Below are 19285 nucleotides of genomic sequence, written 5' to 3'. Positions count from 1 at the left end.
GTCCCGTCCCGTGCAGTACCGGTGGGAGGCGCGTCGATGCCCCGTCCCACCGGTACCAAACCTACTACTCGGACTGGAGGTCTTCTGCGAGTGCGATGAGCGTGCGGACCATCACACCCGTCGCGCCCTTCCCGAGCCACCCGTAGCCGCCGCCCTTGTGCTCGGACGGGCCGGCGATGTCGAGGTGCGCCCACGGGGTGCCCTCGCCGACGAAGCGCTCCAGGAACTTGCCGGCGAGCAGCATGCCGCCGGCCGGGTTGCCGACCGTGGCGTTGACCATGTCGGCGACGTCGCTGGCGAGCCGCGCGTCGAGTTCCTCGGGCAGGGGCATCGGCCAGATCGGCTCCGACACGCCCTCGGCCACGGCGCGGACCTTCGCGACGAGGTCGTCGCTGCCCATCAGGCCCGTCGTGCGGTCGCCGAGTGCGACGACCTGCGCGCCGGTCAGGGTGGCCACGTCGACGATCGCGTCGGGCGTCTCGAGCGAGGCGGCGGCCATGCCGTCACCGAGCACCAGGCGGCCCTCGGCGTCCGTGTTCGTGACCTCGACCGTCTTGCCGTTCTTCAGCGTGAGGACGTCTCCCGGGCGGGTCGCCGTGCCCGAGGGCATGTTCTCGGCGAGTGCGAGCCAGGCGGTGACGCGCACGTCGAGGCCGAGGCGCGCGGCGGCGACGGTCGCGGCGAGCACGGTGGCGGCGCCGGTCATGTCGGTCTTCATGCCGAGCATCGACGCCGCCGGCTTGAGCGAGAGCCCGCCCGAGTCGAACGTGATGCCCTTGCCGACGAGGGCGAGGTGCTTCGTGGCGGACTCCGGCGCGTAGCGGACGACGACCAGGCGCGGGGGACGGGCCGAACCGCGGCCGACACCGAGGATGCCGCCGAAGCCCTGCTCCTCGAGCGCCTGCTCGTCGAGGACCTCGACCGTGAGCGGCAGGTCCGCGGCGAGGCCGGTCGCCACGTCGGCGACGTCCTGCGGCCCGAGGTCGCCGGCGGCGGTGTTGACCAGGTCGCGGACGAGCGACGCGGCGTCGGCGACGATCGCGGGCCGGACTGCCGCGTCGGCGGCGACGTCGGCGGGCGCGACGACCTCGATGCGCTGGTCACCCCGCGTCGGCGTGGTCGTGCCGGCGCCCTTGTGGCGGGTGAAGGCGTAGGCGCCCAGCGCGGCACCCTCGAGTGCGGCGTCGACGAGCTCGGCCGAGTCGGTCGGCAGGGCCAGGGTGATCGAGGCGACCTGCGGGAGCTGGCGGACGGCGCTGCCGGCGGCGGCACGGATCGCCGCGACGCCGGTGGCCGACCCGAGACCGATGAGTGCGATCGAGGACGCGGCCACGCCGGTGCCGGGCAGGCGGACGAGCTGGTCCTTGGCGCCCGTGACGCCGATCGCCGCGAGGTCGAGCCCGGCGAGTGCCTCGACGACACCGGCGGCGCTCGGCGCGAGGGACGCGCCGGCAGCGGTGTCGCCGGACGGCGCGGCGTCGGTGGACGACCCGGGGCGGACCCCGACGACGAGCACGTCGACGGTGGTGGTCTCGGGGGCGGAACTGGTGGTGGAGAGCGTCGGTCGGACCATGCGCCAACCCTATCCGCGCGCTGTTCGCTGTCGGCGTGGCCGTCCCGCGCGGGTGCGTCGGTGGCCCCGCCTAGCATGGGGACGGTGAACCACCCCGAGGAGCTCTACACGTTCGACGAGGCCGCCCCGACCGTCCCGGCCGGACTGCACCTGGTCGCCGGGCTCACCGGTTTCGCCGATGCCGGCTCGGCCGTGGCCCAGGTGACGACGTCCGTGCTCGAGGACCTCGACACCCAGCTCGTCGCCGAGTTCGACCCCGACGTCCTGCTCGACTGGCGCGCCCGACGGCCGGTCATCACCTTCGAGCACGACCACATCGCCGCCGTCGAGCCGCCCCGCCTGGCGCTGCACCTGGTGCGCGACGAGATCGGCCAGCCGTTCCTCTTCCTGTCCGGGTACGAGCCGGACTTCCAGTGGAACCGGTTCGTGGACGCCGTCACCGGCCTCGCCGCCCGGCTCCAGGTCGCGGACACCACCTGGGTGCAGTCGATCCCGATGCCCGTTCCGCACACCCGGCCGATCAGCCTGACCGTCTCCGGCACCCGTGCCGACCTCGTCGAGCAGATGAGCGTCTGGAAGCCCGAGACCCAGGCGCCGGCGAACGTCCTGCACCTGGTCGAGCACCGGCTCGCGTCCACCGGCTCGCAGGTCACCGGCCTGGTGCTCCTCGTGCCGCACTACCTGTCGGACACCGAGTTCCCGGACGCGGCCGTCGCCGCACTGTCCGGCATCGCCGCGGCCACCGGTCTCATCTTCCCGACGGACGCCCTGCGCGAAGCGGGTCGCGAGTTCCTCACCCGGGTCGAGGAGCAGGTCGCCGGCAACGCCGAGCTGCAGCGACTCGTCGGTGTGCTCGAGGAGCGGCACGACACGTACATGGAGGGCAACCCGGTCGCGTCGCCGCTCACGGACGTCGACGGCGAGGTGCCGACCGCGGACGCGATCGCGGCCGAGCTCGAGCGCTTCCTGGCGGATCGTCGCACCCAGGGTGACGGCGGCGAGTAGCCGGGTCGGGCACTGGACGGTCCGGAACGGCGGCCGGGAGGCCCGTGGCGGGCCCGCACCGCGCCTCCCGTCCGTCGTCCGGTCGTGACCAGAGCGTCGCGAGCCTCGACGACAGCCGTCGCGTATCCGGCTCCGCCGGATCGGTACCCTGTCGGGGTGAACTCCCGTCGCGCCTTCCTGGTCTGGGGCATCGCGGTGCTCGCCTACGTCCTCGCGGTCGTCCAGCGGTCCTCGCTCGGGGTGTCCGGCGTCGACGCGCAGGACCGGTTCGCCGTGTCGGCGGCGGTGCTCTCCACACTCGCGGTCGTGCAGATCGCCGTGTACGCCGGACTCCAGATCCCGGTGGGTGTCGCGCTCGACCGGGTGGGGCCGCGCAAGCTCGTCCTGCTCGGCGCCGCGTTGCTCGTGGTCGGGCAGGCCGTGGTGGCCTTCTCGCCGACGATCGGCCCGGCGATCGCGGGACGCGTGCTCGTGGGTGCCGGCGACGCGATGACCTTCATCTCGGTGATCCGTCTGGTGCCGATGTGGTTCAGCGGCCGGATCCTGCCGCAGATCTCGCAGTGGACGGGCAACCTCGGGCAGATCGGCCAGATCCTGTCGGCGTTCCCGTTCGCGGTGCTCCTGCACGCCGCAGGGTGGACTCCCGCGTTCGGGGTCGCCGCCGCGGTGAGCGCCGTCGGGCTCGTCCTGGCCTTCGTCTTCGTCCGGAACGGCCCGGTCGTCGTCCGGACCGGCACGATCCCGCTGCCGCACTCGTGGGGCGCCGCCTTCCGGACCTTCGGGCACGCGCTGCGGCGTCCTGGCACGCAGCTCGGCTTCTGGTCGCACTACGTGACGCAGTCCTCCGGCACGGTGTTCTCGCTGCTGTGGGGGGTCCCGATGCTCCGTGGGCTCGGATACAGCCCGGCCGAGGCCGCCGGCTTCCTGACGATCATCGTCGCCGTGGGCTTCGTCGCCGGACCGGTGCTGGGCCTGTTGTGCGCGCGGTTCCCGATGCGCCGCTCGAACCTCGTGCTCGGGGTCGTCGTGCTGCTCGCCGTGGTGTGGACCGCCATCCTGCTCTGGCCCGGCCACCCGCCCACCTGGCTGCTCGTGCTGCTCGTCGTCGCGATGGGGATCGGCGGCCCCGGTTCGCTGATCGGGTTCGACTTCGCCCGGACGTTCAACCCGGTCGGTTCCCTGGGGTCCGCGAACGGTGTCGTCAACGTCGGCGGCTTCCTGGCGGCGTTCGTGATGATGTACCTGATCGGGCTGCTGCTCGACGTGATGTCCCGCGTCACCGGCGAGACCGTCTTCGCCTGGGACAACTTCCGGGTGGCCCTCACGGTGCAGTACCTGGTGGTCGGGTTCGGCGTCGCGATGCTCCTGCACGCTCGGCGCCGGACACGGCGAGTGCTCCACGCGGAGGAGGGAATACGCGTCGGACCGCTCTGGGTTGCACTCGTTGCGCGCCTGCGGAAGCGGCACGTGCAATAATGATCACGGACCCACTCAGGACCCCCTTCCTGTCGGAGCACTTCGGAGCGCCGATCGACACGGGGGACTTGACATGGGTCTTAGTGCTGCCCGGAACGGTAGGACTCGACGACGCGGGGGACTGCGGCTCGGGCCCTGGGCGGCGAGGGAGGCCACGACCCCACGAACGTGGCACGACGAGAGAGGTGATCGCATGGCTGCCCGGAGCACGACGATCGATCCCACGAAGGACACTCAGCCCGAAGGTGCTGTGGCAGAGGACGCCACGGACACCGAGGGAACCGACGCGCCGAAGAAGCGCGCCACCAAGGCCCCCGCCAAGAAGGCCCCGGCCAAGAAGGCCGCCCCGAAGGCGAAGAAGGTCGACCCCGTCGACGAGGCGAACGAAGCCACCGACGAGCCGACCGAGGACGTCGAGGAAACCGACGACAAGGCGATCAAGCCCGACGCCGCCGCTGCGGTCGCTGCCGGCGCGCTCGTCATCTCGCAGACCGACGACGACGAGGCGCCGGTCTACTCCACGACCATCACGGGCGCGACCGCCGACCCGGTGAAGGACTACCTCAAGCAGATCGGCAAGGTCGCCCTGCTCAACGCCGAGCAGGAGGTCGAGCTCGCGATGCGCATCGAGGCCGGCCTGTTCGCCGAGGACAAGCTGCAGCACTCGACCGGCCTCACCAAGCCGGCCGAGCGCGAGCTGCGCTGGGTCGCCCGCGACGGTCAGCGTGCGAAGTCGCACCTGCTGGGCGCGAACCTCCGCCTCGTGGTCTCGCTCGCCAAGCGCTACACCGGCCGTGGCATGCAGTTCCTGGACCTCATCCAGGAGGGCAACCTGGGCCTCATCCGTGCGGTCGAGAAGTTCGACTACACCAAGGGCTTCAAGTTCTCGACCTACGCGACGTGGTGGATCCGCCAGGCGATCACCCGCGCCATGGCCGACCAGGCCCGGACCATCCGCATCCCGGTGCACATGGTCGAGGTCATCAACAAGCTCGCCCGCGTCCAGCGCCAGATGCTGCAGGACCTCGGTCGCGAACCCACTCCGGAAGAGCTGGCCCGCGAGCTCGACATGACCCCGGAGAAGGTCGTCGAGGTACAGAAGTACGGCCGCGAGCCGATCTCCCTGCACACGCCCCTGGGCGAGGACGGCGACTCCGAGTTCGGTGACCTCATCGAGGACACCGAGGCGGTCGTGCCGGCCGACGCCGTGGGCTTCACGATGCTGCAGAAGCAGCTCGAGAGCCTGCTCGACTCCCTGTCCGAGCGCGAGGCGGGCGTCATCCGCATGCGCTTCGGCCTCGGTGACGGCCAGCCGAAGACCCTCGACCAGATCGGTGACACGTTCGGTGTGACGCGTGAGCGCATCCGCCAGATCGAGTCCAAGACGATGGCGAAGCTCCGCCACCCGTCGCGGTCGCAGTCGCTGCGCGACTACCTCGAGTAGGCCGATGCGGTTCTTCATCCCGATCCTGATCGGGCGGATTCTCCGTGCCCTCGCGCGAGCGCGGGGCGGGGGATCCGCGTACCCCGGCTTCATCGTGCTCAAGCTCGTGCCCGACTTCCTGCAGCACGTGACGAAGCAGTTCCCCAACGGTGTCGTCTTCGTGCTCGGGTCGAACGGCAAGTCGACGACGACGCACATGATCTCGGACATCGTCCGGGCGCACGGGCTCCGTGTCTTCACCAACCCCTCGGGCGCGAACCTGCCGCAGGGCATCGCGTCGGCGCTGCTGTCCGAGGTCTCGCTGACCGGTCGCCTGAAGGCGGACATCGGCATCCTCGAGGTCGACGAGGCCTTCGCGGTCGAACTCGCCGGGATCCTGTCGCCGTCCACGGTGACGATGCTCAACGTGCAGGTCGACCAGCTGTACCGGTTCTTCGAGACCGAACGCGTCGCCGACATGATGCTCGACACCGCGGCACTGTCGACGGCGAGCGTCATCACGAACCGCGACGACCAGTTCCTCGACGCCTACGTGGCGCGGACCGGTCAGCGCGTCCTGCGTTTCGGTGCGAGCGCCGAGGTCGTCGCCGCGGCGCCGAACGGCCTGCAGAACGCCGACGACTTCGACCGGCAGGACGCCCAGCCGAACGCCGCCGAATCAGAGGTCGTCGTGAACACCGGTGACGGTGCGACGATCCGCTTCGACGGCACCGAGATCCCGGTCCGGTTGCCGGCCCGCGGCCTGCACTACGCGGTCGACGCCGCCGCAGCCACGGCCACTGCCAGCGCGGCACTCGGCACGCAGTTCCGCGCCGACGCCGTCACGAAGGCCTTCGGCACGATGAAGCCCGCCTACGGCCGTGGGGAACGTCTCCCGATCGCAGGCGAGTCCGCCGAGTTCACGATGTTCAAGAACGCCGCGAGCCTCCAGCTCAACCTCGACGCGCTGCCGGACCGCCCCGAGCAGGTCCTCATGGCGATCGACGAGGGCACGCCGGACATCTCCTGGATCTACGACATCGACTTCTCGAAGCTCGACCACGTCGACGTCGTCTCCGGTGACAAGGCCTGGCAGATCGCGATCGCCCTCGAGCACGCCGGTGTCCGCATCGGTCGGGTCGAACCCGACGTCGAGGCCGCGATCAAGCACATGGAGCAGCTCGGTTCGACGACCAGCGGGACGAAGAACTTCATCGTCAACTACGAGATCATGATGATCGCCCGCAAGGCCCTCGGCCACCCGGACATGGAGAAGACCGCATGACGGCCGACCGGCTGACCATCCTGCACGTCTACCCCCGGCAGATGGGCGTCTCGGGCGACCGTGGCAACGTCGCGGCCCTCGTGCGCCGTGCCGCTGCAGCCGGCCTCGACACCGAGGTGCTCGAGTACGCGCCCGGCGACGAGCTCCCCACCGCGGCCGACGTCGTCGTGATCGGCAACGGACCGCTCAGCGCGATGCGGTCACTCGGCGCCGACGTCACGCGCATCGGTGCCCCGCTCCGTGCGTTCGTCAGCGACGGGGTGCCGGTGATCGCGGTCGGCGGCGGGTTCGACCTGTCGACGAACGAGGTCGTCCCCACCGAGGGCGCACCGGTCGCCGGGTTCGGCGTGTTCGACGCCCGCGCCGTCCGCGGTGCCGAGCGGCGCGTGAACTACTTCGTGCTCGAGACCCGGTACCCACTGCTCCCGGGAGCGCCGAAGCGTCTCGCCGGCTTCGAGGACCACGCCACCAGCATCGAGCTCGCGGCCGCGGTCGCTCCCTTCGCCGACGTCGTGTCCGGCGGCGGCAACCAGGCGGGCGCCCCGGTCGAGGGTGCGATCGTCGGCACGTCCTTCGGCACGCACACCCAGGGCCCGATCCTGCCGCTCAACCCGCAGCTGACCGACGGTGTCCTCGCCGCAGCCGTGGCACGGCTGGGCCGCGAGTACACGCCGGACCCGGAGCAGACGGCGACCATCGACCGCTACGCACGCGAAGCGCGCGCCACCGTCGACCGCTACGTCGACAAGGCGTTCAAGCGCATCGCGTGACGCTCACGAAGGCCGGGTCCCGACGGGACCCGGCCTTCATCGTCTCTGAAAAGTGGCAACAATTGCCAACCCCGTCCGCTCGTGTGCAGGATGTGAAATGTTGGGAGCCGACAAAGGAGGCTTCATGCTCAACAACAAATCCGTCCTCGCCGTGGTCGGCGCCCTCGTCGTGACACTGACCACTGCCGGGGCCGTCGTCCAGACAGCTCCTGCTGATGCCGCGACGCCCCGCATCAGTTCGACCTGCAGTTCGGTGCCGACGACCACGACCGAGTTCGACGGGGTTCCGGGAACGATCTTCTACAAGCGGCTCCAGTGCCTCGGCAGCATGGCCGGGTACTCAGGTGATATCGACGGTCGCATGACTTCGCCCGCCTGGTTCTTCGTCGCGAAGCGACTTGCGGTCGGTGGGTACTACCAGTCGGGGAATTTCTACGGAACTGAGCACCCCCTGACCATCGCAGCGCTGCAGCGATGGGCGGCCGCCCACGGCCGCTACAGCGGCCCCATCGACGGTGTCTGGGGGCCGAACAGCTACCGCGGCGCCGCCTGGGCGCTGAACCGCGCGTTCTGAGACGGGCAACAGACAGACGGGAGGCCCGGTGCCAGCTGGCACCGGGCCTCCCGTCTTGCTGTGCTCGCGCCTTCGCGCGCTACTTCGACTCGTAGAGTCGGCTGCTCTCGTCGTGCCACTCGATGGCGGTCGCCGCGAGCTTGTCCTTGAACTCGGCGCCGTGGTGGGCGCAGAAGAACAGTTCGCCGCTCGACATGGTGGCTCGGATGTAGGCCTGCGCCCCGCAGCTGTCGCAACGGTCGGCGGCGGTCAGCTGGTGGTTGCTGACTTCGTCGATGGAGGGGTCCTGCACGGTCTGGGTCATTGCTGTGCTCCTCACGGATCGCAGGTGGTGCCGGGTGGTTGCACCATTTCAACACGTGATGCCTGAGAACGATGCATTGTGCAGCGCTGTTTCGCTGAGCGCGGATCGGTTGTCCCCAGTGCGAGTGTCCACGACGAGGGTGTCGGTGCCGCTCGGTAGCATCGGACGGTGAGCTCCGACTACTCCGCACGCCATCTCTCCGTCCTCGAAGGGCTCGAGGCGGTCCGGAAGCGTCCGGGGATGTACATCGGCTCGACCGACTCCCGGGGGCTCATGCACTGCCTGTGGGAGATCATCGACAACTCCGTCGACGAAGCCCTCGCGGGGCACGGCGACGAGATCGGCGTCGTGCTGCACGCCGACGGCTCGGTCGAGGTCCGCGACACCGCTCGTGGCATCCCGGTGGACGTCGAACCGAAGACCGGCCTGACCGGGGTCGAGGTCGTCTTCACCAAGCTGCACGCCGGTGGCAAGTTCGGCTCCGGGTCGTACGCGGCCTCGGGTGGGCTGCACGGCGTCGGTGCCTCGGTGGTCAACGCCCTGTCCGAGCGCCTCGACGTCGAGGTCGACCGCGGCGGCAAGACCTACGCCATGTCCTTCCACCGCGGCGAGCCCGGCACGTTCGACGACGCCAAGGGCATCGGTCCGGACGCCCCGTTCAGCCCCTTCACCTCGGGCAGCGAGCTGCGGGTCGTCGGCAAGGTGAAGAAGGGCGTCACCGGTTCCCGCATCCGCTACTGGGCGGACCGGCAGATCTTCACGGCCGACGCGCGGTTCAGCACCGACGACCTGGTCACCCGCGCACGGCAGACGGCGTTCCTCGTCCCCGGACTCGGCATCACGATCACCGACGAGCGCGTGTCCTCGATCGAGGCCGCCGCCGCGCGTGCCGAGGCGACGGGCACCGCCGTCGAGGCCGGTCCGGTCGTCGAGCGCTTCCGCTACGAGGGCGGCATCGGCGAGTTCGTCGAGCACCTCGCCACCGACACCGCCGTCACCGACGTCTGGCGCGTGCAGGGCACCGGGACCTTCACCGAGACCGTCCCGATGCTCGACGACAAGGGCCACATGGTCTCCACCGCGGTCGAGCGCTCCTGCGAAGTGGACCTCGCCCTCCGGTGGGGCGACGGCTACGAGGCCGTGTTCCGCAGCTTCGTCAACATCATCGCCACGCCGAAGGGCGGCACGCACCAGGCCGGCTTCGAGTCCGGGTTGGTCAAGGCCGTCCGCGCGCAGGTCGAGGCGAACGCCCGCAAGCTCAAGGTCGGGCAGGACAAGCTCGACAAGGACGACGTGCTCGCCGGCATGACCGCCGTCCTGACCGTCCGACTGCCCGAGCCGCAGTTCGAGGGGCAGACGAAGGAGATCCTCGGCACACCGGCGGTCCGGAAGATCGTCGACCAGGTCGTGTCGAAGCGCATCACCGAGATCCTGACGTCGACGCAGCGCACCGAGAAGGCCCAGGCAGCGACCCTGCTCGAGAAGGTCGTCGCCGAGATGAAGACCCGCATCTCCGCCCGCGCCCACAAGGAGACGCAGCGCCGGAAGAACGCGCTCGAGAACTCGTCGTTGCCGACGAAGCTCGCGGACTGCCGGTCGCAGGAGACCGAGGGCACCGAGCTCTTCATCGTCGAGGGTGACTCGGCCCTCGGGACCGCGAAGCTCGCACGCAACAGCGAGTACCAGGCGCTGCTGCCGATCCGCGGCAAGATCCTCAACGTGCAGAAGGCGTCCGTCTCGGACATGCTGTCGAACGTCGAGTGCGCGTCCATCATCCAGGTCATCGGCGCCGGCTCCGGTCGCACGTTCGAGATCGACCAGGCGCGGTACGGCAAGGTCATCATCATGTCGGACGCCGACGTCGACGGCGCCCACATCCGGACGCTGCTGCTGACGCTGTTCTTCCGGTACATGCGACCGATGATCGAGGAAGGCCGGGTCTTCGCTGCCGTTCCGCCGCTGCACCGGGTCGTCGTGGTGAACCGCGGCAAGCCCAACGACACGCTCTACACGTACTCCGAGCAGGAACTGCAGACCGTGCTGAAGAAGCTCGAGAAGACCGGCAAGAAGTACCAGGAGCCGATCCAGCGGTACAAGGGCCTGGGGGAGATGGACGCCGACCAGCTCGCCGAGACCACGATGGACCGAGCGCACCGCACCCTGCGGCGGGTGAACATCACGCACGCCGAGAGCGCGGCGAAGGTGTTCGAGCTGCTCATGGGCAACGACGTCGCCCCGCGCAAGGAGTTCATCCTGGCCGGCGAGGGCCTCGACCGCGACCGCATCGACGCGTAGCGCGCCGGACTGCCGCGCTGCTGGCCCGAGTCTCGGCGAAGCCGGCTCGAGTCGCGGCGAAGCCGGCTCGAGTCTCGCGGTGGGCGACTCGTCTCGGTCTGCGGGCTCCGAGTCCGGTCGCTCAGGCCGAGTCTCGGTGCCGCCGAAGCGACACCGTGACGCCACCCTGCGCCGACCGTGCCGCCAACGCGACAGTGTCCCGCGAACTGTCGGCGGGCTTCTGTCGCTTTCGCGCCGGTGGGGCGGGACGTCCAGACGGGACCGGCCCGCGCCTCCCGGCCAGCGAGTCTCGCGGTGGGCGACCGAACTCGGGTGCCGGACCGCGAACGATGTCGCTCAGGCCGAGTCTCGGTGCCGCCAAAGCGACACCGTGACGCCACCCTGCGCCGTCCGTGCCGCCAACGCGACAGTGTCCCGCGAACTGTTCGCGGGACACTGTCGCTTTCGCGGAGGGTGGGCGCAGCGCAGCGCAGCGGAGGGTGGGCGCAGCGCAGCGCCCCGCCCGCCTACGCGTCGCCGGCGGTGCCGTCGAGCGCAGCGGCACTGCCACCGATCGAGCCGATGACGGCCTCGAGCGGCGCACCGGACCCGTCACGCTTCGACAGCCAGTCCGGCAGGGTGCGCGCCGCGCCGTCCGTGCCGACCGCGTGCGGGGGAGCGATGCCCGCCCAGCCCACGGTGAGCCCGTCCTCGCCCTTCAGGAACGCGTGCGCCCGGACGCCCTGGGTCGCACGGCCCTTGGCGGGGAACTCGGACAGCGCGGAGACCTTGGCGCGCCCGGAGTCCGTGCCGGGCAGCGCCGTCGACGTCGTGGACACGGTGGCGACCACGGCGTCGTCGGAGCGGGCGACGGACCCGAACCAGATCACCGAGGCGCCGGAGGCCAGCGCCATGCCCGCGACACCGCCGGCGGGGAGCCCCTGGGCGCGGACGCCTGCCGCGGGGAACCGCAGGAGCTGGGCGTTCGAGCTGATGAACACCAGGTCGTCGGACTCGGGTGCCTGAGCGGCGCCGATCACCGTGTCGCCGGGCTTCAGGCCGATGGCGACGAACTCCGGCTTGTCCGGCCAGTTGCCGGGCACGACGCGCTTGACCACACCCTGTGCCGTACCGATGGCGAGTGCGTCCGACGACGCGCCGGACAGGTCGACGAGTGCGACGACCGTCTCGCCCTTGGTGAGCGCCAGGAAGTCGGTGACCCGCACGCCGGCGTCGAGCCGGACGGCTGCGGGCGGCACCGCCGGGACGTCGACGGGGGAGAGCCGCAGCACCCGACCGGTGGAGGTCAGCGCGCCGACCTGGCCCCGGACGGTGCTCACCACGGCGGACCGGACGGCGTCGTGCTTGGAGCGCTTCGGCACGCGGACGATGCTGAGCTCCGACGTCGGGATGTCGACGCGGATGAGCCGTCCGGTGGTCGAGAGCAGCACACGGCACGGCGAGTCGGCGACCTGGAGCGACTCCGGGTCGACAGCTGCCTTGCGCCCGCCCTTGACGGGTGCGTCGGCCTCGGTGAGCAGTGTGCGGCGCGGGGTGGCGAACCTGTCGGACACCTCGGTGAGCTCGAGCGCGACCTGGGCCCGCAGTCGTTCGTCGGACGCCAGCAGTTCCTCGAGCGCGGCGATGTCGGCGAGCAGCTGGTCGCGCTCGGCCTCGAGCTCCATGCGCGAGAACTTCGTCAGGCGCCGGAGCCGCAGCTCGAGGATGTACTCCGCCTGTACCTCGGACAGGTCGAAGACGTCGCGGAGTCGGCTGCGTGCCGCCTCGGAGTCGTCCGAGGTGCGGATGACCTGGATGACCTCGTCGATGTCGAGGATCGCGATGAGCAGTCCCTCGACCAGGTGCAACCGCTCGCGACGACGCGCGAGCCGGTACTCGGACCGCCGGGTGACGACCGACAGCCGGTGCTGCACGTAGACGTCGAGCAGCTCGCGCAGCCCGAGCGTGCGGGGCGACCCGCCGACGAGCGCGACGTTGTTGATGCCGAAGCCGTCCTCGAGCGGAGTGTGCTTGTACAGCTGCTCGAGCACCGCGGTGGGGTTGAAGCCGCTCTTGATGCCGATGACGAGCCGGAGCCCGTGGTTGCGGTCGGTCAGGTCGTTGACGTCCGAGATGCCGACGAGCTTCTTGGACTGGACGCCGTCCTTGATCTTCTCGATGACGCGCTCGGGGCCCACCAGGTAGGGCAGCTCGGTGACGACGAGTCCGACCTTGCGCGGCGTGAGGTTCTCGACGCTCACCTTCGAGCGTGTGCGGAACGTGCCGCGCCCGGTGGCGTAGGCGTCGCGGACCCCGGAGAGTCCGACGATCGTGCCGCCCGAGGGCAGGTCCGGGCCGGGCACGAACTCCATCAGCTCTTCGAGGGTGGCCTGGGGGTTCATGAGCAGGTGCTTCGCGGCCTCGACCACCTCGCCCAGGTTGTGCGGCGCCATGTTCGTCGCCATGCCGACCGCGATGCCCGAGGCGCCGTTGACGAGCAGGTTCGGGAACGCCGCCGGCAGCACGCCGGGCTGCATGATCTGGTTGTCGTAGTTCGGGACGAAGTCGACGACGTCCTCGCCGAGGCCCTCGGTCATGGCCATCGACGGTTCGGCCAGGCGTGCCTCGGTGTACCGGGCGGCAGCGGGACCGTCGTCGAGCGAGCCGAAGTTGCCGTGGCCGTCGATCAGCGGCACCCGCATGGTGAACGGCTGCGCCATCCGCACCAGGGCGTCGTAGATCGCGCCGTCGCCGTGCGGGTGCAGCTTGCCCATCACCTCGCCGGTGACGCGCGCGCTCTTGACGTGCCCGCGGTCGGGCCGCAGACCCATCTCGGCCATCTGGTACAGGATGCGCCGCTGGACGGGCTTCAGGCCGTCACGCGCATCGGGCAGCGCCCGCGAGTAGATGACGGAGTACGCGTACTCGAGGAAGGAGCCCTGCATCTCCTCGGAGACGTCGACGTCCTCGATGCGCTCACCGTCGGGCAGACCGACTGCGTCCGTGCGTGCCATGGCACCTTTCTGGGAGACCGGAGTCGTCTGGAAGACCGGGGTCGTCTGGAAGACTCTGTGGAATGGGAACAAGCGTACCGACGGCCCCCGACGCCGCCGCGAACCTCGCCGACGTCTTCCCGAGTTGCCTCGTGGCGCTCGGGGCTGCGGACGACGCGTGGTCGCGTGCCAACGGCCTGGAGGCCCGGATCGCCCTCCGTCCCGCCCGTTCCGCGATCGTCGTCCTGGTCGACGGCCTCGGTTCGGTCGCGCTGTCGGCTCGCGCCGGCCACGCCCGCTGGCTGACCGCGGCGAAGGGCACCGGCACCGCGAAGAAGCTCCGCAGCGGGTTCCCGACCACGACGGCCGCGGCACTGAGCACGCTGACGACCGGACGGTCGCCCGGCACGCACGGTGTCGTCGGCTACAGCGGCTGGAACCCGGACACCGGCGCGGTGATGAACCTGCTCGGCGGGTGGGACACCGAGGTGCCGGCGGACTGGTTCCTCGTCGAGACGCTGTTCACCCGGGCCGCGGAGCTCGGCGTCGACCCCGTCGTGGTCGGTCCGGAGCGCTACCGGGCGTCCGGCATGACCGCGAACGTCCTCGGTGGCGCGCGGTACGTGGGCGCGGACACGATCCCGGAGCGCATCGACGCCGCCCTGGCCGAGACCGCCACCGGCCGGTCGCTCGTCTACCTGTACGTGCCGGAGCTCGACTCGATCGGTCACAAGTCCGGGTGGCAGTCCGACCGGTGGACGGCGACGCTCGAGCTGCTCGACGGCGAACTCGCCCGCCTCGACGCCCGTGGTGCACGCGACGTCGGCATCCTGGTCACCGCGGACCACGGTGTGCTCGACGTGCCGGACCACGCGAACATCGCTGTCGACCCGCTGCTGCTGACGGACGTCGTCGGGGTGGCGGGCGACCCCCGGTGCCGCCAGTTCACGGTGGCGCCGGGCACCGACGTGCGCGGGCTCGTCGGGGCCTTCCGTGCGCGCTACGGCAAGAAGGCGTACGTCGCGAGCCGTGACGAGGCGATCATCGCCGGCTGGTTCGGTGCGGTCTCGCCAGAGGTGGTCCCGCGCATCGGTGACGTGATCGTCGTGGCACGCGGCTCGTGGGCGTTCAACGACGACCGGGCGCTGCGCGACGGCGAGGTCCCCAAGCGCATGATCGGACAGCACGGTGCGATGACCGACGAGGAGACCCTCGTGCCGCTCCGGCTCGCCGGGGCGTTCGCGCAGTAGCCGGTCGCGGGCTGCCGCGGATCAGTCCGAGCGGATCAGGCCGGGTCCTCCGGGCGGGTGCCGAAGACGATCTCGTCCCAGCTCGGCATCGACCGGCGGTTGCGCTTCTTGCGCTCGGCACGTCCCTCGGCCTCGGGCGCCGATGTCGGGCGGCCGTCGGTCGACGACGGGGCGGTGTCGCTCTCGGGCTGGTCCTCGAACCCCTGCAGCGGGATGTCGACGACGCTGATCGAGGTGCCGCGGGCGGGCTCGTCGCGCTGCTCACCGAACGAGGCGGCTTCGCGCTCGCCCCGGCGTCGGCGGAGGGCCTCGAGCAGGTCGGCGGTCTCGTTGCCGGGTGCGCGCTCCTCGACGGCCGCCTGTCCGATGCGGGGCAGCGGCGCACGGAGCGGCGCGCGGTCGGGGACGTCGGGGTTCGTGACGGCCTCGTCCTCTTCCTCGACGCGGAAGGCGCCGGAGTCGAAGCGGGTGCCGTCGTCGTCCTGCTGCTCGTACTCCACGGCGCGCAGGCGGGGCGCGATGCCCTCGTCGTCGGTGTGCGAGAGCCGGTGCGCGTCGCCGTTGTCCGGCACGAGCGTCGAGGTCTTCGGGTCGAAGCGCCACTGGGCGTCGTGCTCGACCTCGGCCGCGGTGTAGCGGACCCGGACCTGCCAGCCGCTCTCCGGGTGCTTCCAGGAGCCCCAGCTGATCGCGGTGGCCTCGCCGGCCTCGAGCTTCGCGGTGATCGCCGCGCCGAAGGTGTCGGGGGCCTCGTCGTCCACCGGGGTCACCGGGACGCGGTGCGAGGCGTCGAGCACGAACGCGCGCTCGGCCAGCACCGGACCCTCGAAGCGTCGGACGTACTCGACGTCGACGTCGAGCGCGGCGGCGACGTCGGCGGCGTCGGCACCACCGCGGATGCGTGCCTGGACGTCCTTCGGGGAGACCCGCTTCTGCGGCCCGGCGTCGGGGTTGGCCTGACGGACCTGCCCCGGCAGCGAGGACGTGACGGGCAACCGGAACTCGGTACCGCCGTCGGTCGCCAGGAGGAGTGCGCCTGCCTCGACTCCGATGACTCTCACGTCTTGCATGGTCCAGCCTTCCCAGCGTCGCGTACGGTCGTGCGTCGTACCTCGTGAGTATGCAGTGGTCGTCGGCGGTTTCCACGGAGGCGCACGGGCGTGCCGCGGAGTCTGCGGCGAGCGTCGACGGGTGTCGGGAATGTCCGGAACGGGGTACGGGTTGCAGGGCCGTGACGACGCGCCGCAGATCTCGGTTTGCACTCTGGCGGGACGTCGTGCAAACTGTCGCCGCCGATCACCCGGCGACGACCTCTCGATACGAGAAATGGATGGGCATGGCCACCGATTACGACGCCCCCCGGAAGACCGATGACAACTCCGATTCGGAGTCGATCGAGGCCCTCAAGGAGCGCGTTCCCGACAAGATGTCGGGGGTCGTCGACGATGATTCGGACAACCCCGGCAGCTTCGAACTCGCCGGGCAGGACCTGAGCGACGTCGACCTCGACGTCGTGGTGCTGCCCCCGCAGGTCGATGAGTTCACCTGCGTCGAGTGCTTCCTCGTGAAGCACCGCTCCCAGCTCGACCACGAGTCGAAGCTCGGGCCGGTCTGCGCGGAATGCGCAGCGCTCTAGGCGCAACGATCACCGAAGGCCCCGCATCCTCCCGGATGCGGGGCCTTCTTCGTGCGGTGCGGGGCGGACGCGCGCCGGGCCTCCCAGTCGCCCGCTGCGGACGGTCAGGACCGCAGCGCCTCGACCACCTTGCCGGGCTGCCGGACGCTGACCAGCCAGTAGGGCGTCGGGTCGGCGTCGTCGCGCACCTCGACCTTGACGACCCCGCGCACGTAGCCGCGGAACAGCGTCCACGCCCGGGCGTCGAGCTTCGGACCGCGCTGCGTGGTCGCCTCGGCGCCCTCGAACGCCTCGACCGTGCCGACGAGCGTGCGCGGCAGGTGCGCCTTGCCGGCGCGGAACTCGCTGTCCGTGACCTCGATGGTGGGTGCGAGTGCCCACAGGAGCACGAGCACGCCGAGTTCCATGCCGATCGCCACGAGCACACCGGCGAGCACGCTGATGGGCAGGAACACGAGCAGGGTGGCGGGGATGACGAGCGCCGTCGCCAAGTACAGGGCGGGCGGGGCCCAGAGTCGTTCGCGGTACAGGGTCACGAGTCCATTCGACCACGACTCGGGCCAGGTCACGGTCGGGTCACGTCTCTGCACTACCCTCGACACGTGACCGAACCAGTCGACGTCCTCTGGACCGGGGAGAACCGCCCCGGACACGCCCACCCCGGCGACGCGGGTGCCGACCTCGTCTCGGCCGAGTCCTTCGTGCTGCGGCCGGGTGAGCGACACCTCGCAGCGACGGGGCTGCGGATCGCGCTCCCCGAGGGGTACGCCGCGTTCGTGGTCCCGCGCAGCGGCCTCGCCGCGAAGCACGGCATCAGCATCGTCAACAGCCCGGGCACGGTCGACTCCGGGTACCGCGGCGAGATCAAGGTCGCACTGCTCAACACCGACCGGTCCGAGCCGTACGAGGTGCACGTCGGTGACCGCATCGCGCAGCTGATCGTGATGCCCGTCCCGCGGGTGACGTACACGCACGTCGAGGAGCTGCCCGACAGTGTCCGGGGCCAGGGTGGCTTCGGCTCGTCGGGCTACGGTGACCGGAGCGGCGCCGTGACCGGTACCGCCGACGATGTTCAGGAAGGAACGCGCGCATGAAGTTCGGTCGACGCAAGCGTGACGAGGGCGAGGTGGCCGAGGTCGAGGTGGCCGAGGCCGTCGCCGACGAGGTCGAGATCGCGGACACGACCCCCGAGGTCGACATCGCGACGGACGCCGACGCGGACCTCGACGAGGTCGACGCGGTGGCCCCCACGGACAAGTCCGCGCCCGAGGACCGCGCCGAGAACGGTCCGCACGACGAGACCGAGGCGAACCTGGTCCGTCCGTACGTCGACCTGGGTGGCGTGAAGGTCCTGCCGCGCGAGGGGCTGCACCTGCGCCTCGAGGTGGAGGAGGGCTCGCAGCGCGTCGTCGCGGTCGGGCTCGACTACGACGACTCGACGCTCCAGGTCCAGCCGTTCGCCGCACCCCGCTCGACGGGCCTGTGGCACGAGATCCGCGCGCAGATCGCCGAGCAGATCGAGCGCCAGGGCGGTGTCGTGACCGAGGTCGACGGCCCGTTCGGCCCCGAGCTCCGTGCATCCGTGCCCGTCGCGGTCGACGGCGACGGCGGCGCGGCCGGCGTCCGGCCGGCCCGCTTCGTCGGCGTCGACGGTCCCCGCTGGTTCCTGCGCGGCGTGATCGCCGGCAAGGCCGCCGAGCAGCCCGACGACGCGAGCGAGATCGAGGAGCTGTTCCGCAGCGTCGTCGTCGTGCGCGGCACGACGCCGATGCCGCCGCGCGACCTCATCCCGCTGCACATGCCGAAGTCGACGCAGACCGCGATCTGACGCTGCGGCCGGCCGACGACCTGACGACGAACCCGCCTGGAGGCACGGTGCCGGAACACGACGACACCCCACGACCCGAGACGGCCGGGTCCGAGCCCGTCGCGCCGTCGTTCTCCTCCCAGTTCCGCGACGCGGTCCAGAACGCCGGCATCGCCCGGGTCGCTCCCGGCGAGGCGCCGTCCGGCCGTGCGCTGCTCGGTGCGGTCGGCGGGATCCGTGGGCTGGCCGAGTCGGTGCTGCCCGGGTTCGCGTTCCTCGTCGTCTACGCGATCACGAAGGAGCTCGTGCCGAGCGTCGTGATCCCCGTGGTGGTCGGTCTGGTGTTCGTCGCACTGCGCCTGGCGCAGCGGCAGTCGCTGACGATGTCCTTCGCCGGCATCCTCGGCGTCGCGGTGTCGGCCGGGCTCGCGCTCATCACGGGGCGTGCCGAGAGCAACTTCATCCCGGGGATCGTCATCAACTCGGTGTGGCTGGTCGGGCTCCTGGTCTCGCTGGCCGTGCGGTGGCCGCTGATCGGTCTGGTCGTCGGGTTCCTGCTGCCGGCGAACGAGGACGGCTCGCACGTCGACTGGCGCGCCGACCCGGTCAAGCGCCGCGTGCTGACGGTCGCCACCTGGATCTGGGTCGGGCTGTTCGCGCTCCGCCTGGCCGTCGAGGTGCCGCTGTACCTCACCGCCCAGGTCGAGCTGCTGGCGGGCCTCAAGCTCATCCTCGGCGTGCCGCTCTACGCTGCCGTGCTCTGGGTCACGTGGTTGCTGGTCCGGACCGTGTTCGTGCGAGGGGACGCCGCCACCACGGTGTAGCGTTGTCTCGACATCGAGATAGTTCTCGCAGGGCGCGCACGCGTTCTCGGGATTAGGTTTGCCTTGCTGGTGGGACGGTCCACGGCCCGCG

The 19285-nt window shown here is 70.9% G+C and carries 17 protein-coding genes; 12 read left to right on the top strand and 5 right to left on the bottom strand.

The features are described 5' to 3' along the window. Nucleotides 1-64: 64 nt before the first annotated feature. A complete protein-coding gene (locus tag EDF63_RS09470) occupies nucleotides 65-1573 on the bottom strand; it encodes a leucyl aminopeptidase (protein ID WP_123312776.1) in 1509 nt (502 codons plus the stop codon). A gap of 75 nt (nucleotides 1574-1648) precedes the next feature. On the opposite strand from EDF63_RS09470, the gene EDF63_RS09465 reads away from it, so the two are divergent. From EDF63_RS09465 to EDF63_RS09440, 6 genes are all read left to right on the top strand, one after another. Further along, nucleotides 1649-2578: a proteasome assembly chaperone family protein gene (locus EDF63_RS09465; protein WP_123312775.1), complete on the top strand. Its 930-nt coding sequence runs from the start codon at nucleotides 1649-1651 to the stop codon at nucleotides 2576-2578. A gap of 156 nt (nucleotides 2579-2734) precedes the next feature. Then, the gene (locus EDF63_RS09460) at nucleotides 2735-4054 is read left to right on the top strand and encodes a nitrate/nitrite transporter (RefSeq protein ID WP_123312774.1); all 1320 of its coding nucleotides are present in this window, start codon (nucleotides 2735-2737) and stop codon (nucleotides 4052-4054) included. 193 nt (nucleotides 4055-4247) lie between these two features. Further along, nucleotides 4248-5498 carry an RNA polymerase sigma factor gene (locus EDF63_RS09455; protein ID WP_123312773.1) on the top strand — a complete coding sequence of 417 codons (1251 nt, stop codon included), beginning with the start codon at nucleotides 4248-4250 and terminating at the stop codon, nucleotides 5496-5498. 4 nt (nucleotides 5499-5502) lie between these two features. Next, nucleotides 5503-6762, top strand: a complete 1260-nt coding sequence (locus EDF63_RS09450; protein WP_123312772.1) for a MurT ligase domain-containing protein — start codon at nucleotides 5503-5505, stop codon at nucleotides 6760-6762. Then, nucleotides 6759-7532: a type 1 glutamine amidotransferase gene (locus EDF63_RS09445; RefSeq protein WP_123312771.1), complete on the top strand. Its 774-nt coding sequence runs from the start codon at nucleotides 6759-6761 to the stop codon at nucleotides 7530-7532. The genes EDF63_RS09450 and EDF63_RS09445 overlap by 4 nt, the downstream gene beginning before the upstream one ends. Nucleotides 7533-7656: 124 nt before the next feature. Beyond that, entirely contained in the window at nucleotides 7657-8106 is a 450-nt protein-coding gene (locus tag EDF63_RS09440; RefSeq protein WP_123312770.1) for a hypothetical protein, read from the top strand. A gap of 79 nt (nucleotides 8107-8185) precedes the next feature. Here the strand turns inward: EDF63_RS09440 and EDF63_RS09435 are convergent, their stop codons facing one another. Further along, nucleotides 8186-8410: a hypothetical protein gene (locus EDF63_RS09435; protein WP_071255055.1), complete on the bottom strand. Its 225-nt coding sequence runs from the start codon at nucleotides 8408-8410 to the stop codon at nucleotides 8186-8188. 168 nt (nucleotides 8411-8578) lie between these two features. Between EDF63_RS09435 and EDF63_RS09430 the strand changes: the two genes are divergently transcribed. Further along, nucleotides 8579-10705, top strand: coding sequence for a type IIA DNA topoisomerase subunit B (locus EDF63_RS09430; RefSeq protein WP_123312769.1), 2127 nt, complete (start codon nucleotides 8579-8581; stop codon nucleotides 10703-10705). A gap of 506 nt (nucleotides 10706-11211) precedes the next feature. Here the strand turns inward: EDF63_RS09430 and EDF63_RS09425 are convergent. Next, the gene (locus EDF63_RS09425) at nucleotides 11212-13698 is read right to left on the bottom strand and encodes a DNA topoisomerase (ATP-hydrolyzing) subunit A (protein WP_123312768.1); all 2487 of its coding nucleotides are present in this window, start codon (nucleotides 13696-13698) and stop codon (nucleotides 11212-11214) included. Between the two features lie 62 nt (nucleotides 13699-13760). Between EDF63_RS09425 and EDF63_RS09420 the strand changes: the two genes are divergently transcribed. After that, nucleotides 13761-14927: an alkaline phosphatase family protein gene (locus tag EDF63_RS09420; RefSeq protein WP_123312767.1), complete on the top strand. Its 1167-nt coding sequence runs from the start codon at nucleotides 13761-13763 to the stop codon at nucleotides 14925-14927. A 35-nt stretch (nucleotides 14928-14962) separates the two neighbouring features. Here the strand turns inward: EDF63_RS09420 and sepH are convergent, their stop codons facing one another. Continuing rightward, nucleotides 14963-15997: a septation protein SepH gene (gene sepH, locus EDF63_RS09415; protein ID WP_123312766.1), complete on the bottom strand. Its 1035-nt coding sequence runs from the start codon at nucleotides 15995-15997 to the stop codon at nucleotides 14963-14965. Between the two features lie 266 nt (nucleotides 15998-16263). Between sepH and EDF63_RS09410 the strand changes: the two genes are divergently transcribed. Further along, nucleotides 16264-16563: a DUF4193 domain-containing protein gene (locus tag EDF63_RS09410; protein WP_031263038.1), complete on the top strand. Its 300-nt coding sequence runs from the start codon at nucleotides 16264-16266 to the stop codon at nucleotides 16561-16563. Between the two features lie 104 nt (nucleotides 16564-16667). Here EDF63_RS09410 and EDF63_RS09405 read toward each other — a convergent pair whose 3' ends face one another. Then, on the bottom strand, nucleotides 16668-17099 hold the full coding sequence (locus EDF63_RS09405) for a DUF3093 domain-containing protein (protein ID WP_123312765.1): 432 nt from the start codon (nucleotides 17097-17099) through the stop codon (nucleotides 16668-16670). Between the two features lie 66 nt (nucleotides 17100-17165). On the opposite strand from EDF63_RS09405, the gene dut reads away from it, so the two are divergent. Genes dut through EDF63_RS09390 form a run of 3 tightly spaced genes read left to right on the top strand, consistent with a single transcriptional unit; the run spans nucleotide 17166 to nucleotide 19194 of the window. Further along, complete coding sequence (gene dut, locus EDF63_RS09400; RefSeq protein ID WP_123312764.1) at nucleotides 17166-17657, top strand: dUTP diphosphatase; 492 nt, start codon at nucleotides 17166-17168, stop codon at nucleotides 17655-17657. Continuing rightward, complete coding sequence (locus EDF63_RS09395) at nucleotides 17654-18391, top strand: DUF3710 domain-containing protein (protein WP_260233040.1); 738 nt, start codon at nucleotides 17654-17656, stop codon at nucleotides 18389-18391. Before dut ends, EDF63_RS09395 begins: the two co-directional genes overlap by 4 nt. Nucleotides 18392-18438: 47 nt before the next feature. Further along, nucleotides 18439-19194: a DUF3159 domain-containing protein gene (locus tag EDF63_RS09390; RefSeq protein ID WP_123312763.1), complete on the top strand. Its 756-nt coding sequence runs from the start codon at nucleotides 18439-18441 to the stop codon at nucleotides 19192-19194. The last annotated feature ends 91 nt before the right edge of the window (nucleotides 19195-19285 follow it).

Source organism: Curtobacterium sp. JUb34, assembly GCF_003755065.1.
Lineage (GTDB): Bacteria > Actinomycetota > Actinomycetes > Actinomycetales > Microbacteriaceae > Curtobacterium.
This window is presented reverse-complemented; position numbering and strand designations above follow the sequence as displayed.